The following is a 13,745-nucleotide window of genomic DNA, read 5'->3' as shown; positions in this document are numbered from 1 at the left end:
CCTAGTTTGCTCTTTGATTTTCATTGAGTATTAGCTTTCATACTAGATAATTTTTCTAGCTATTGTAACAAAAAAGTCACCCGAAGGCAACTTTTATTCTGTATTTGCTTATTGCTTTATAAACGATTAAAAGTCTATTCTGGACTAAAAGCAGCTGCTTCTTGCATTTGATAGTATTTGCCTTTTCTAGCCATGAGTTCCTGATGATTGCCATACTCGACAATATCTCCATCCACCAAGACAAGAATCAAATCAGCATCTTGAATGGTAGACAAACGATGGGCGATGATGAAGCTTGTCCGCCCCTTCATGAGTTTGGCAAAGGCATCCTGAACCAAGACCTCTGTCCGGGTATCGATGGATGAAGTCGCCTCATCTAAGATAAGAATCTTAGGAATGGCTAGAAAGACACGGGCAATAGTTAAAAGCTGAGCCTGACCAACAGACAAGGATTCACCTGCATTTTCAAGCTTAGTATCATAACCCTGTGGCAACTGCTGGATAAAGAAGTCCGCATTAGCCGCTTTGGCTGCCGCAATGATCTGCTCTCGACTTGCTCCAGGATTTCCAAAAGCAATATTGTCATGAATGCTTCCTTGCTTGAGCCAAGTTTCTTGAAGCACCATACCAAACTGCTGTCGAAGAGAAGCTCGGGTATAGTCATAAATCGAATGACCATCCAATAAAATATCTCCAGAGTTAATCGGGTAAAAACGCATGAGGAGATTGATAAGGGTGGACTTCCCTGCACCCGTTGGCCCAACGATGGCAACCTTGCTACCAGCCGGAATATCAATAGACAAGTCCTTAATCAAGATTTTTTCTGGAGTATAGCCAAAGGAGACATGTTTAAAGGAAATAGCTCCCTTGACTTGGTCGCTGTTCAATTCTTTAAGACCAGTTTCTGTAATCTCAGGGCTTTCTAAAACTGCATAAACACGTTCTGCACAAGCCAATGCACTTTGCAACTCAGCTAAGACCGATGAAATATCGTTAAAGGGCTTGGTATACTGCTGTACATAGTTCAAAAAAGTCACTAAACGTCCAACTGTCAAAGTGGAACCTGCCATGATGCGGAAGGCCCCTACTCCAGCTAGCAGGGCATAAATGAGGGCATTGACAAAACGGGTCGAAGGATTGACTGTCGAAGAATAAAAGATAGCTGACTGAGAATAACCTGCGTAGTTATCATTTGCCTCATGAAGTCTCTCGATAAATTCTTCCTGGGCATTAAAAGACTGGATAATCGTTTGTTGAGTGAGTGATTCCTCGATTAGCTGGGTTTGAGCACCCCTAGACTCTGTCTGCTTCTGAAAGAGATGGTAGGATCTCTTGGCGATAAAGCGTGAAATGACCATAGACAGAGGTGTTAAGAGCAGAACTAATAAAGTCATCAAAAGATGAATTTGAAGCATAGCAAGGATGCTGACCAGAATCATCAGAACTCCGATGAAAAATTGGTTAAAAATCATATTCAATCCCGCTGCCAACTGTTCAATATCTGTCGTTACACGGCTGACCATTTCTCCACTCCCCTGTCTATCTACAAGGGCAATCGGGAGACGATGGAGTTTTTGAATGATTTTTTCACGTAAATCTCTGGTATAGGAGAAAATAAGACGGTTATAGAGGAGAGGATTGGCCCATTGTACCAGTGTATTTCCTATCACCACCAATATCATCTGGAGGAAAATCTGCCAAAACACCTGAGATGAGCCCGTCACTAAGACTTGGTCAATTACTTGTCCAATCAAGATTGGCAGATAGATTGATAGGGCCACTTGAGCAATGGTTCCTAAGAAAGCTAGGAAAAGAAGGACGGGATGACTTGCTAAATCTTTTGCCAAACGTTTGAGGGTTTGACTTGCATGTTTACCTTTCATTCTAGTCCTCCTTTCCATGTTGGGATGCATTGATTTCACGATAGACTTGACTAGATTTCATCAATTCCTCATGATTTCCAAGCGCTAATTGCTGACCTTTCTCCAAAAGGAGAATCTGGTCTGCAATCTTCAAGGTCGAAATCCGTTGGGAAATCAAGATTAAGCTAGTATCTGGCAAGTTCTCCTGAATGGCCTTTAGAAGATTGGACTCGGTGATGGTATCAAGGGCTGACGTCGCATCATCGAGGATGAGAAAAGGAGCTCGACGCAAGACTGCACGAGCAATCGACAAGCGTTGTTTTTGCCCACCTGAGAAATTACGACCGCCTGCTTGAACCTCTGCGTCCAGCTGACCTTCCTTATCGCTGACAAAGTCCTTGGCCTGAGCAATTTCTAAAGCCTGCCAGAGTTCTTGGTCCGAGACAGGTTTTTCCATACCTAAAGTCAAGTTGGAACGGATGGTTCCCTTAAAGAGTTCAACTTTTTGAGGGACATAGGCCATCCAAGAACGCCATTCAGAAAGATCGCGAGGACTACGTCCATCTCGATAAAGGGATATGCTTCCCTTATCTGCCGGATAGAGGCCAAGTAGGACCTGCACTAAGGTTGACTTACCAGAACCAGTTCCCCCTATAATCCCAAGAATCTGCCCTTGTTGCATATCAAAAGAAAGATTTCTCAAGGATGGTTGGGCAGCATCTGGGTAAGTAAAGCTCAAGTGATGAACATGTAAAACTTGATTCCGAGACACTTTCCCCACCTGAATCTCAGAATGAATATCTTCAGGTTCTTCAGCGAAGACTTCCTCAATCCGCTTAGCTGATATATAGGACTGGTTGAGTGAATTAATCAGCATGGCTAGTTTAATCAACTCTACCAAGATCTGTAAGAGATAGTTGATTAGGGCAATCAAGGCACCCTGACTGAGCCAGCCTCCTTGGATAGAAAGATAACCATTCCAGATAATCACCAGCAAAGTTCCGTTGACGATCAAATAGGTCAAGGGGGTCAAGAGACTAGACCAGTATCCTGTTTTCATTTGGATAGCCATATAGACTTGGTTTAGTACTTGGAAATTTTCAATTTCTCGTTTTTCTTGGCCAAAAGCACGAATCACACGCATACCTTGTATCTGTTGGCGTGTTTCCTGAACCAGCTGGTCTGTTTTCTTTCTCAAAATGCTATAAAGAGGATTGACCAAGCGCGATAACACGACAATGACAAAGGTCAAAATGACAACCATGACCAAAAACCAGAAGGTCAATTCAGGCGAGAGACGATATGCCATAAAAATGGCACCGAAAACAATAATAGGAGCCCTTAAAAATAGGCGTAAAAATTGATTGATTCCCGTTTGAATCTGGTAGGTATCTGAAGTCAAACGCGTCACCAAACTCGAAGTCGTCAAACGGTCTCGACTATCCTTTGGCAAGGAGAGAATATGACGATAGAGGTCATTGGTCAACTCCTTGGTGAAGCCGACTGCTGCCTTAGCTGAGTAAAATTGGGCAACCAAAGCCACCAAAACACCGATAACTGCAAACAAAAAGAGGAGGCCCATTTGCATCCACAGATGACCCTGATCTTTTTGAGGGATGGATTGGTCAACAATCCCAGCTATAATCATAGGAACTAATAGTTCAAAAACAGCTTCTAGCAATTTAAACAGAGGTGATAGGAAAGATTCCTTAATGTAAGGTTTAAAGTAAGAAAGTAAGTGTTTCATAAGTCCCTTCTATTTTCAAAATGAAGAAGGTGGAAAAACCACCGTCTTTTTTACTTGTTCAAATATGGAAGTAAGTAGCCATAGCCAGCCTCTTCCATTTCATCCTTAGCGATGAATCGTAGAGAGGCAGAATTGATACAATAGCGTAAACCACCTAGCTCCTGAGGTCCATCAGTAAAGACATGTCCCAAGTGAGCATTGCCAGAACGTGAACGGACTTCGATTCGCTCCATACCATGACTTAAGTCTTGGTAGTAATGGATGAGCTCTTTAGAAATTGGTTTACTAAAACTTGGCCAACCGCAGCCTGATGCAAACTTATCCTTGGCAAAGAATAGGGGCTCTCCTGTCGTGATATCGACATAAATTCCTTCCTCAAAGGTTTGATCATAGGCATTGCTAAAGGGAGCTTCCGTCGCAGCTTCTTGCGTAACTCGGTAAGACTCTTCTGACAAATTTTCTCGTAACGTTGCCTGACTAGGCTTTTCATAGTTGGCGGCATCTATCAGTGGTTTTTCAGCATCCCTCACATCAATGTGGCAATAACCACCAGGATTTTTCTTGAGGTAGTCTTGGTGATAGTCCTCAGCCAGGATATAGTGACGGAGTTTCTCCACTTCTACCGCTATCTTGCGACCGAGCATGCGCTCCTGCTCTTGGACAAGGGCATAGATAGTCGGTAAATCCTCTTCATCTTGATAATAAATCCCTGTACGATATTGACGGCCACGGTCATTTCCTTGTTGATTGACAGACAATGGATCAATGACTCGGAAATAATAAAGCAAAATCTCACGGAGCGAGACTGCCTTTTCATCATAAATAACTTGAACAGTCTCTGCATGATCTGTTTCTTTGATTAATTGATAATTGGTGGTTTCAACTTGACCATTAGCGTAACCAACACTTGTTTGCAGCACTCCAGAAATTCTGGAAAAATATTCTTCCAAGCCCCAAAAACAACCACCTGCTAAATATATTTCTGCCATCTCATACCTCCTTGACCATCTATTGGTCAGCAAATACGGGAAAAATCCCAGATTTCTCGTTTCATTTTCAAAAAAAGGATAGGAAGCCCTCTAATAGAGAGTTTCCCCATCCTATCGCTATATTTATTTTTCTTCGACGCGCACGCCTTCTGTGTCTACTTGCAAATCATGAAGCTTGCCTTTGAACGGTTGTTTTTCAAGCTCTGCCTTAATCTTCGGCATCTTATCAGGATCAGCTAGAACCATGACAGTAGGCCCAGCGCCAGACAAGTAGGTCGCATAAGCACCGTTTCTCTTGGCAACTTTTTTAATTGTCGCAAATTCTCGCACCAAATCTTGACGATAACGCTCGTGGAAAAGGTCACTCTCGATAGCTTGACCAGCTTTGACCATATCTCCTGTCAATAGAGCTGCGATAGCCACATTGGCAATTGAACTTGCTGCAACAGCTTCCTTGTATGATAATTTCTTAGGTAAGACACCACGACTATCGCGAGTTCGCAATTCATAGTTTGGAATATAAGCTAGAAAAGCACACTCTGGGAAGGGTGCTACCACTGCTGAAACCTGACCTTCAACAGAGCTGGCAATGACCAGATTTCCATAGATAGCAGGTGCAACATTATCAGGATGTCCTTCAATCTTAGTCGCCAATTGCAATTTGTCGTGATCGCTTAATTTAAGATTTCCTAATTGATTTGCCAGTTCAATCCCTGCAACGATGACAGAGCTCGATGAACCAAGTCCACGCGCAAGTGGAATATCACTAATCATTTTCAAACGTCGTGGTTGTAGGTCTGGAACAATTTGTAGAGCAATTTTCAGCAAAAGATTACGTTCATCACGCGGAATCCATTTGCCTAATTGGTGCTCAATCATCCATTCTTCGCGTTCCTCACAAACCTGAATTTCTAGATATTTAGTTACAGCTACACCAACCGAGTCAAAACCAGGACCCACATTGGCACTTGTAGCAGGTACAATAATCTTCATCTTAGTCTCCTAAAACCTTGAAGGTGTTGAGAAGTTCAAATTCAGCTACACCCTTCAAAGCTGCTGTAATATTTCCAAGTTGCGCCTTGTTGATCTTATGGCTGATGATAACAACACGAGCCTTGCCTTCTTGCTTGCCATCTTGTAGGATTTGCTTGAAGGAAATATCTTCTGCATTAAAGAGCTCAGCCAATTTCAAGACTTGACCTTTTGAATCTGGTGCCAAGATTGAGAAATAGTAGTTGGCTTTGACATCTTCTGGCTGAGCCAAAACAAGGTCACGATGGTATTCATTAAAGGCTTTTCCAATGGTACCGTCATTCAAACGACGAACGATACGAACGATATCAGCTACGACACTCGTCGCAGTTGGTTTTTGTCCGGCACCCGGTCCGTAGTACATAGATTCACCGATACCAATAGACTCCACAAAGACTGCATTCATGACACCATTGACACTTGCAAGTGGGTGAGCCTTAGGAAGGAAGGTTGGTGTAACCTCGGCAGCGATTCCAGATGGTGTTTCTTCGATAGAACCTACTAATTTAACCACATACCCAAGATCTTGGGCAACTGCCACATCCTCTGGAGTGATGTTGCGGATTCCTTGATGGGCCACATCTTCAAATTTTACATTCATCCCAAATGCAAACTGGCTAAGGATGACCATCTTGTAGGCTGCATCAATCCCATCAACGTCATTTGTAGGATCACTTTCAGCAAAGCCAAGTCGTTGGGCTTCAGCGAGGGCATCTGCATAAGACCAACCTTCTTCTACCATTTTGGTCATCATGAAGTTTGATGTGCCATTGACGACACCAAGAACACGTGTGATTTTGTCTGATGCTAGTGAGTTAACCAAGGTACGAAGGATTGGAATTCCTCCCGCAACAGCTGCTTCATAGTAAAGAGCAACATTATGAGCTTTAGCAATCTCAAGCAATTCTGCACCATGAACAGCCAAAAGGTCCTTGTTGGCTGTCACGACATGCTTCCCTGCTTCTAAGGCACGAGTGATAAATGTTTTTGCAGGTTCGATACGTCCCATCAACTCAACAACAATCGTGATGTCTTTGTCTGACAAGATTTCATCGATATTTGTTACAAAATTAAAATCATTTCCTGCCTCAAGCAAGCGTGCTTTCTCTTCATCGTCTTTGACCAAAACCTTGGCTACTTCAATTTCTGAATGTGCTGCTTGAACAATTTTTTCTCCATTTTCCTTTAGTAAGAATGGCACACCACTGGCTACTGTACCAAATCCAAGTAAAGCAATCTTAACTGACATATTTGTCTCCTCGAAATTTTCTAATAGTCCTATTATACCAAAATTGTGAGAAAATTCCTACCATTCTGAACTAAAAATAGGAGCGTCAAATCATAAAAAAGCCTGCCCTGATACAACCTAGGGCAGACTCTATTTTCAATCTATTTCACAAAAGCCAATTCCTTGCCAGTAGACAGGTCTTCTCGATAGTGGAAACCTGCAAAGCTGAGCTTTTTGATTTCTTCTACCGAAGTCATCTGATTTTCCATCAAGGCTGTTAAAAAGGCTCCTCGGGCTTTTTTAGAAATGGTTGAGTGGATTTTAAGCTTTCCATCTCTTTCTTCCATAAACTTGAAGGTCACCATTTTCTCACGAATTTCTTTAGGAAAGACATTTTCAAACTCCGAAGACAAGAGAGAAAAGATGAACTCCTGGTCTTTCATCGACTCCTCATAGGCTACCTGCCAGTGACTTTTCAGACTTTTTCCAGCGACTTTTAGTTTCATCAAAAAGTCCAGTCTGTGAGGTGCAATTGGCTCAAAGGCTGGGATTACACCATAGAGAGCTGACGTTATCATGAGGTGTTCCTCAAGATAGGCTTGCTCCGCCTTGGTTAGTTTGTCCCGTTTGATGTTGCGATACATGAGTCCATCAAAGAGGTGCAAGGCTGGATAGTTTGTCGCAGTCCCATTTTTCAAGACCTGGATATGGTCATACTCCTCTTGCGTTTTTTCGGTAGATATTTTGTAAAAATTCTCCAGTTCTTGGGCAGAATATCTTGCCAATTCATCCAGCACTGCCTGACTTTCAGGACGCAATGGTTTTGCCTCTAAACTTGGGATTTCGGTGTTCATTTCTTTTGCAGTTGGGATTAGAATTTTCATAGTCTTAGTGTAGCATATTTTTTTAGGACTACCAAGGATTTAAGCCTAAATGATTATTCCCTCTAAATGATCCAATTCATGCTGACAGATTTGAGCAGGAAAGCCTGTCAGGGTAATAGTCTGCTCTTGCCAATGGATATCCCGATAAGCCACAGTAATTTTTTTGTACCGAGTTGTTGGCCTTACACCTGCCAAAGACAAACATCCTTCCTCCGTTTCATATGGCCCTTCAAAAGACTTGAGAACGGGGTTAAACATGACCATGGGAATCATGCCGATATTAAAAATAATCACTCGCTTTTGCACCCCAATCATATTGGCGGCCAGTCCAACACAGGTTTCTCTGTTAGCCTGTAAGGTATCCTGCAAGTCCTTTGCTAGGGGTAAATCTTCCTGACTAGCAGGCTGGGATACCTGCGACAAAAACAAGATATCTGTTACAATTTTCTTTTCCAAGACTCTTTCCTCCATACGATATCGTTCTCCTTGATTATAGCACAAAATTATACTCTTCGATAATCAAATTTAAACCACGTCAGATTCGCCTTGCCGTACTCAAGTACAGCCTGCGGCTCTCTTCCTAGTTTACTCTTTGATTTTCATTGAGTATTATTTCAGTTTATCTTTATATATAAACAAAAAGCCATCCGAAGATGACTTTTCATAGTGCTTAAATAGCGTTTTTATCTTTTCCAAGCGCTCGTTGAACTGCTTTGACAATCTCAACAAGAACCACAATCATGAGTGCTCCTACAGCGACCACCATCCATTGAGTCAAGCTCAAATGAGAAACGTGGAAGAGACTGTTAAATCCAGGAACCAAAATTGTCACCACAAAGAGGACAAAGGCAACTGGGATAGACCAGTTAAAGGTCTTGTTCGTAAAGAGTCCCACTTTAAAGATAGATTGGTAAACTGACTTAACGTTAAAGGCATGGAGCAATTGGATCAAACCGAGAGTTGCAAAGGCCATTGTAAGGGCATCTGCGTGGATTTCACTTTGAACTTGATGCTCTGGGAAGAGAATTGCCCAACCATAAACACCAAGAACCAGCATGGTTTGGAAGATACCTTGATACATGATAGCTCCGAAGACACCACCATCAAAGAAGTTAGACTTACGTCCACGAGGTTTGTGGGTCATCACACCTGGCTCAGCTGGTTCAACACCAAGAGCGATGGCTGGTAGCGTATCTGTTACCAAGTTAATCCAGAGAAGATGTACTGGTTGCAATACATCCCAACCAAAGAGAGTTGCAAAGAAAATGGTGAATACTTCAGCCATATTGGCAGACAAGAGGTATTGGATTGATTTTTGGATATTTGAGAAGACCTTACGTCCTTCTTCTACCGCTACGATAATGGTTGCGAAGTTGTCATCCGCAAGGACCATATCAGAAGCTCCCTTAGAAACCTCCGTACCTGTAATCCCCATACCGATACCGATATCAGCTGTCTTAAGTGATGGTGCGTCGTTGACTCCATCACCTGTCATGGCAACAACTTTACCTTCTTTTTGCCATGCTTTCACGATACGAACCTTGTGCTCAGGTGATACACGTGCATATACAGAGTATTGCTTAAAGACTTTTTGGAATTCTTCATCAGAAAGCTCATTCAACTCAGCACCCGTGAAGACATGGTCTTCTGTATCATTTGGATCGATAATTCCAAGACGTTTAGCAATAGCTTCTGCTGTATCTTGGTGGTCACCCGTGATCATGATTGGACGGATACCAGCTTCCTTAGCGACACGAACAGCTTCTGCAGCTTCTGGACGCTCAGGATCAATCATGCCGACTAAACCAGAGAAAATGAGATCAGATTCAACAATTTCAGATTCCAAGGTTGGGATTTCATTGCTTGTCTTATAAGCCATCATCAAGACACGAAGAGCTTGTTTGGCCAATTCTTTGTTAGTTGCAAGGATAGCATTTTTATCTTCTTCTGTGATTGGACGAACTTCCCCATTGACTTCAATACGAGTCACACGCTTGAGCAATTGGTCAGGGGCGCCCTTAACAGCGATAAAGTAAGAACCGTCTGCTTCCTTATGGATGGTAGACATGAGCTTACGTTCAGAGTCAAATGGCAATTCAGCCACACGTGGCTCATTCTTCAAAACTTCACGAACGTCAAAGTTGTGGTCCAAACCAAACTGTACAAGAGCTGTCTCCGTTGGGTCACCAATCAATTTACCAGATGGGTCCACCTTTGTATCATTGGCAAAGTTCATGATACGAAGGGTATTGTTACTAGCAGCAATCTCAGCTGCTGAGCTTTGCAATTGACCGTTAGTATAGACTTTTTCAACCGTCATTTGGTTCATAGTCAAGGTACCTGTTTTATCAGATGCGATGATTTCTGTTGAACCAAGTGTTTCAACGGCTGGTAATTTACGAACAATCGAATTACGTTTAGCAAGAGTTGTAGTTCCCAAAGAGAGAACGATGGTTACAATGGCAGGGAGTCCTTCTGGAATCGCAGCAACCGCAAGGGCTACTGCAACCATCAAGCCTTCCAACGGATGTTCACCACGAACGAAGACACCAACCAAGAAAGTGATAATCGCAATCACAACGATTAAGTAAGTCAAGGCTTTAGATAATTGTTCCAAGCTTTGCTTCAATGGTGTTTCTGTCTCATCGGCATTGGCCAACATATCCGCAATCTTACCAACTTCTGTATACATACCAGTGTTGGTCACGACACCAATACCACGACCGTAAGTTACGTTTGAGTTTTGGTAACCCATATTGACACGATCACCGATACCAGCATCTGCTTCTACCACTTGAGTAATATCTTTTTCAACTGGTACAGATTCACCAGTAAGAGCAGCTTCTTCGATTTTAAGAGACGCCGCTTCAAGCAAACGCATATCCGCAGGAACTACATCTCCAGCTTCTAGCAAGACGATGTCCCCAGGCACCAATTCTTTTGAGTCAATCTCAATGACATGACCGTCACGACGAACACGAGCCATCGGGCTAGACATATTTTTTAACGCTTCAATCGCTGCTTCAGCTTGACCTTCTTGGTAAACACCAAAGGCCGCATTAAGAACAACTACGGCCAAGATAATAATGGCATCTGTTAAACCGTCCATTCCTTCTGTAATGACAGAAAGTGCCGCTGCCGCTAGCAAGATGATGATCATCAAATCCTTAAATTGATCAAGGAATTTAGCTAGTAGGCTACGTTTTTCGCCCTCTTCTAACTCATTTCGACCATAAGTCGCTAAGCGTTCTTGAGTTTGAGCAGTTGACAAACCTTCGACAGATGAGTCCAGATTCTTTAGGACTTCCTCAGAAGATTGTGTGTAAAACAAATCTTTATTTTGTTCTTTTGACAAAACAGTCTCCTCCTTTTTGGTCTCTTTTTACAAAAAAAGAGACCTGTTTTTTAAAAAAACAAGTCTCGCTGTTTAATATAGTGCCGGAAATAATTCGTAATGACGACACTATCGCGGTTAACCGCCAGCTACTCCCTTGAGTAGTTCTATTATAACAGATTTTCAAAAGTTTACAAGTGCTGGGGTGGGATTATTCGCGCTCCATTTGAATTTTCCTTACAAAACCAGTATAATGATAGAATATAAAAATTCTAGGAAGAGAGTCAGATGAATCAATCAGTTTCAAACTTGAAATTAGCTGAGCGAGGTGCTATTATTAGCATCTTGACCTACCTTTTCTTGTCAGCAGCTAAGTTAGCAGCAGGTCACCTCCTTCACTCATCCAGTTTGGTGGCGGATGGTTTCAACAACGTTTCAGATATCATCGGAAACGTTGCCCTCCTCATAGGGATTCGATTGGCCCGACAGCCAGCAGATAGAGACCATCGTTTCGGTCACTGGAAAATTGAGGACTTGGCAAGTCTTATCACCTCTATCATCATGTTATATGTTGGTTTTGATGTTCTTCGCGATACGATTCAAAAGATTATCAGTCGCGAAGAAACTGTAATTGACCCACTTGGAGCGATTTTGGGAGTGATTTCTGCAGTGATTATGTTTGGAGTCTATCTCTACAACACTCACCTCAGCAAGCAATCCAAGTCTAAGGCACTGAAAGCAGCTGCCAAGGACAACCTATCAGATGCTGTCACTTCACTCGGAACCACTATCGCCATCCTAGCCAGCAGTTTTAACTTCCCTCTCGTGGATAAATTGGTTGCCATCGTTATCACCTTCTTTATCCTCAAGACTGCCTATGATATCTTTATCGAGTCATCCTTCAGCCTTTCAGATGGTTTTGATGAGCACTTGCTCGAAGATTACCAAAAGGCTATCATGGAAATCCCTAAGATTAGCAAAGTCAAATCACAACGGGGTCGTACTTATGGAAGTAATATTTATCTAGACATTACTCTCGAGATGAATCCAGACCTCTCCGTTTTCGAAAGTCATGAAATTGCAGATCAGGTTGAATCCATGTTATCAGAACGCTTTGGTGTCTTTGACACCGATATTCATATCGAACCAGCACCGATTCCTGAGGATGAAATTCTTGATAATGTCTATAAAAAATTACTCATGAGAGAGCAACTAATTGACCAAGGAAATCAACTGGAAGAACTACTAGCTGAAGATTTCATTTATATTCGCCAAGACGGACTAGAACTAGACAAGGAAGCCTATAAGGCAGAAAAAGAATTAACCACTGCTATCAAGGAGCTTCACTTAACGTCCATTAGTCAGAAGACAAAACTCATCCGCTATCAGATAGGTGATACTATTCATACAAGTATCTGGCGCAGACATGAAACTTGGCAAAATATATTCCATCAGGAAACGAAAATTGAAAAAGACTAAAGAAAGAGGCCGGGACAAATCCCGACCTCATTTTTTATGCTTATTTTGCTACGCTCTTAGCAAGAACGAAGTTTCCAAGTGTAGCTGAACCATTACCTGCAACAGCTGGTGTTACGATATAGTCACGCACATCGGGAACTGGTAGGTAACCATTGAGCAAAGATGTGAATTTCTCACGCACACGGTCAAGCATGTGTTGTTGGGCCATAACCCCACCACCAAATACGATAACGTCTGGACGGAAGGTTACAGTTGCATTTACAGCTGCTTGAGCGATATAGTAGGCTTGAACATCCCATACAGAACTGTTGAGTTCGATGTTTTCACCACGAATCCCTGTACGAGCTTCCAAGCTTGGACCAGCCGCAAAACCTTCTAAACATCCCTTATGGAAAGGACAAACACCGTTAAATTCTTTCTCCTCATCCATTGGGTGTTTTGCTACATAGTAGTGTCCCATCTCAGGGTGTCCAACACCACCAATAAATTCACCACGTTGGATAACTCCTGCACCGATACCTGTACCGATTGTGTAGTAAACCAAGTTTTCAATACGTCCGCCAGCGTTATTACGTGCTACTACTTCGCCGTAGGCAGAGCTGTTTACGTCTGTTGTGAAGTACATTGGCACATTTAGAGCGCGACGGAGAGCACCAAGTAAGTCAACATTCGCCCAGTGAGGTTTTGGTGTAGTTGTGATAAAACCGTAAGTTTTTGAATTTTTGTCGATATCAATTGGACCAAATGAACCAATTGCAAGACCTGCAAGATTATCAAATTTTGAAAAGAACTCGATAGTTTTATCGATTGTCTCGATAGGAGTTGTTGTTGGGAATTGTGTTTTTTCTACAATGTTAAAGTTTTCATCACCGACAGCACAGACAAATTTTGTACCGCCCGCTTCCAAGCTTCCATATAATTTTGTCATGATAAACCTCTAGTTTTTATTTTCTCTATTATAGCATATTTCCAGGAGGAAAAGTTGCTCAATTTTTTAGTTTTTCCTCTGTAAATTTTACCATTCAATCAAAAACGAACAAACATAACATTTGTTCGTTTTTTGATCTATTAAATCGAAAGTAGTGTACTCAATGAAAATCAAAGAACAAACTAGGAATCGAGCTGCAGGCAGTACTTGAGTACGGCAAAGCGAGTATGACGCAGTTTGAATTTGATTTTCGAAGAGTATT

The 13,745-nt window shown here is 42.2% G+C and carries 10 protein-coding genes; 1 reads left to right on the top strand and 9 read right to left on the bottom strand.

All coding sequences use genetic code 11. The annotated features are described in order from the left end of the window. Nucleotides 1-134: 134 nt before the first annotated feature. From HMPREF2795_RS02970 to HMPREF2795_RS02935, 8 genes are all read right to left on the bottom strand, one after another. A complete protein-coding gene (locus HMPREF2795_RS02970; RefSeq protein WP_075228190.1) occupies nucleotides 135-1,883 on the bottom strand; it encodes an ABC transporter ATP-binding protein in 1,749 nt (582 codons plus the stop codon). A 1-nt stretch (nucleotide 1,884) separates the two neighbouring features. Beyond that, nucleotides 1,885-3,609 (bottom strand): ABC transporter ATP-binding protein, encoded by a 1,725-nt coding sequence (locus tag HMPREF2795_RS02965; protein ID WP_075228189.1) that lies wholly within the window; start codon nucleotides 3,607-3,609, stop codon nucleotides 1,885-1,887. A 50-nt stretch (nucleotides 3,610-3,659) separates the two neighbouring features. After that, entirely contained in the window at nucleotides 3,660-4,598 is a 939-nt protein-coding gene (gene msrB / locus HMPREF2795_RS02960; RefSeq protein WP_075228188.1) for a peptide-methionine (R)-S-oxide reductase MsrB, read from the bottom strand. A 123-nt stretch (nucleotides 4,599-4,721) separates the two neighbouring features. Continuing rightward, nucleotides 4,722-5,591 (bottom strand): homoserine kinase, encoded by an 870-nt coding sequence (gene thrB, locus HMPREF2795_RS02955; protein WP_075228187.1) that lies wholly within the window; start codon nucleotides 5,589-5,591, stop codon nucleotides 4,722-4,724. A gap of 1 nt (nucleotide 5,592) precedes the next feature. Beyond that, nucleotides 5,593-6,879, bottom strand: a complete 1,287-nt coding sequence (locus HMPREF2795_RS02950) for a homoserine dehydrogenase (RefSeq protein WP_075228186.1) — start codon at nucleotides 6,877-6,879, stop codon at nucleotides 5,593-5,595. A 140-nt stretch (nucleotides 6,880-7,019) separates the two neighbouring features. After that, nucleotides 7,020-7,742 carry a peroxide stress protein YaaA gene (gene yaaA / locus HMPREF2795_RS02945; protein ID WP_075228185.1) on the bottom strand — a complete coding sequence of 241 codons (723 nt, stop codon included), beginning with the start codon at nucleotides 7,740-7,742 and terminating at the stop codon, nucleotides 7,020-7,022. Between the two features lie 45 nt (nucleotides 7,743-7,787). Next, on the bottom strand, nucleotides 7,788-8,198 hold the full coding sequence (locus HMPREF2795_RS02940) for a peptide deformylase (RefSeq protein ID WP_075228259.1): 411 nt from the start codon (nucleotides 8,196-8,198) through the stop codon (nucleotides 7,788-7,790). 214 nt (nucleotides 8,199-8,412) lie between these two features. Then, nucleotides 8,413-11,097, bottom strand: a complete 2,685-nt coding sequence (locus HMPREF2795_RS02935) for a cation-translocating P-type ATPase (protein WP_075228184.1) — start codon at nucleotides 11,095-11,097, stop codon at nucleotides 8,413-8,415. A 267-nt stretch (nucleotides 11,098-11,364) separates the two neighbouring features. On the opposite strand from HMPREF2795_RS02935, the gene HMPREF2795_RS02930 reads away from it, so the two are divergent. After that, nucleotides 11,365-12,555 carry a cation diffusion facilitator family transporter gene (locus HMPREF2795_RS02930; RefSeq protein WP_075228183.1) on the top strand — a complete coding sequence of 397 codons (1,191 nt, stop codon included), beginning with the start codon at nucleotides 11,365-11,367 and terminating at the stop codon, nucleotides 12,553-12,555. Between the two features lie 40 nt (nucleotides 12,556-12,595). Here HMPREF2795_RS02930 and scrK read toward each other — a convergent pair whose 3' ends face one another. Then, nucleotides 12,596-13,483: a fructokinase ScrK gene (scrK, locus tag HMPREF2795_RS02925; RefSeq protein WP_075228182.1), complete on the bottom strand. Its 888-nt coding sequence runs from the start codon at nucleotides 13,481-13,483 to the stop codon at nucleotides 12,596-12,598. Nucleotides 13,484-13,745: the final 262 nt, after the last annotated feature.

The sequence above is a fragment of the Streptococcus sp. HMSC056C01 genome (genome assembly GCF_001811305.1).
Taxonomy (GTDB): Bacteria; Bacillota; Bacilli; order Lactobacillales; family Streptococcaceae; genus Streptococcus.
This window is presented reverse-complemented; position numbering and strand designations above follow the sequence as displayed.

Excerpts from the sequence above, each read along its gene's own strand:
- HMPREF2795_RS02970 (WP_075228190.1), bottom strand. The coding sequence starts at position 1,883 with ATGAAAGGTAAACATGCAAGTCAAACCCTCAAACGTTTGGCAAAAGAT.
- HMPREF2795_RS02965 (WP_075228189.1), bottom strand. The coding sequence starts at position 3,609 with ATGAAACACTTACTTTCTTACTTTAAACCTTACATTAAGGAATCTTTC.
- msrB (WP_075228188.1), bottom strand. The coding sequence starts at position 4,598 with ATGGCAGAAATATATTTAGCAGGTGGTTGTTTTTGGGGCTTGGAAGAA.
- thrB (WP_075228187.1), bottom strand. The coding sequence starts at position 5,591 with ATGAAGATTATTGTACCTGCTACAAGTGCCAATGTGGGTCCTGGTTTT.
- HMPREF2795_RS02950 (WP_075228186.1), bottom strand. The coding sequence starts at position 6,879 with ATGTCAGTTAAGATTGCTTTACTTGGATTTGGTACAGTAGCCAGTGGT.
- yaaA (WP_075228185.1), bottom strand. The coding sequence starts at position 7,742 with ATGAAAATTCTAATCCCAACTGCAAAAGAAATGAACACCGAAATCCCA.
- HMPREF2795_RS02930 (WP_075228183.1), top strand. The coding sequence starts at position 11,365 with ATGAATCAATCAGTTTCAAACTTGAAATTAGCTGAGCGAGGTGCTATT.
- scrK (WP_075228182.1), bottom strand. The coding sequence starts at position 13,483 with ATGACAAAATTATATGGAAGCTTGGAAGCGGGCGGTACAAAATTTGTC.